1 protein-coding gene is annotated in these 386 nt (G+C 73.6%); it reads left to right on the forward strand.

The annotated features are described in order from the left end of the window. A partial coding sequence (locus C7C56_RS10265; RefSeq protein WP_229458564.1) for a methyl-accepting chemotaxis protein occupies window positions 1-386 on the forward strand: 386 nt, incomplete at both ends.

Here is a 386-nt window from a genome sequence, read left to right on the forward strand (position 1 = left end):
CTCGACGGCGGCCAGGGAGATCAAGAACCTGGTCGGCGAATCGGTGGCCCAGGTCGGCCTCGGCTCGCAACTGGTCGACCAGACCGGCGCCACCATGGGCGAGATCGTGGCCAGCGTGCGGCGCGTGACCGACATCATGGCCGAGATCGCCGACGCCAGCCGCCAGCAGACCGCCGGCATCGAACAAGTCAACAGCGCGATCGCGCAGATGGACCGCGACACCGAACAGAACGCCTCGCTGGTCGAACAGACCGCCGCGGCGGCGTCCTCGCTGCACGAGCAGGCCGGCGCGCTGGCCGAGGTGGTCAGCGTGTTCACCCTCGACGGCGCGGCGCGCCCCCGGCCCGGCGCGCCGGCGGCGGTGGCGCCGATGCCAGCCGGCCCGC

This window comes from Massilia glaciei (assembly GCF_003011895.2).
Classification (GTDB): domain Bacteria; phylum Pseudomonadota; class Gammaproteobacteria; order Burkholderiales; family Burkholderiaceae_D; genus Telluria_A; species Telluria_A glaciei.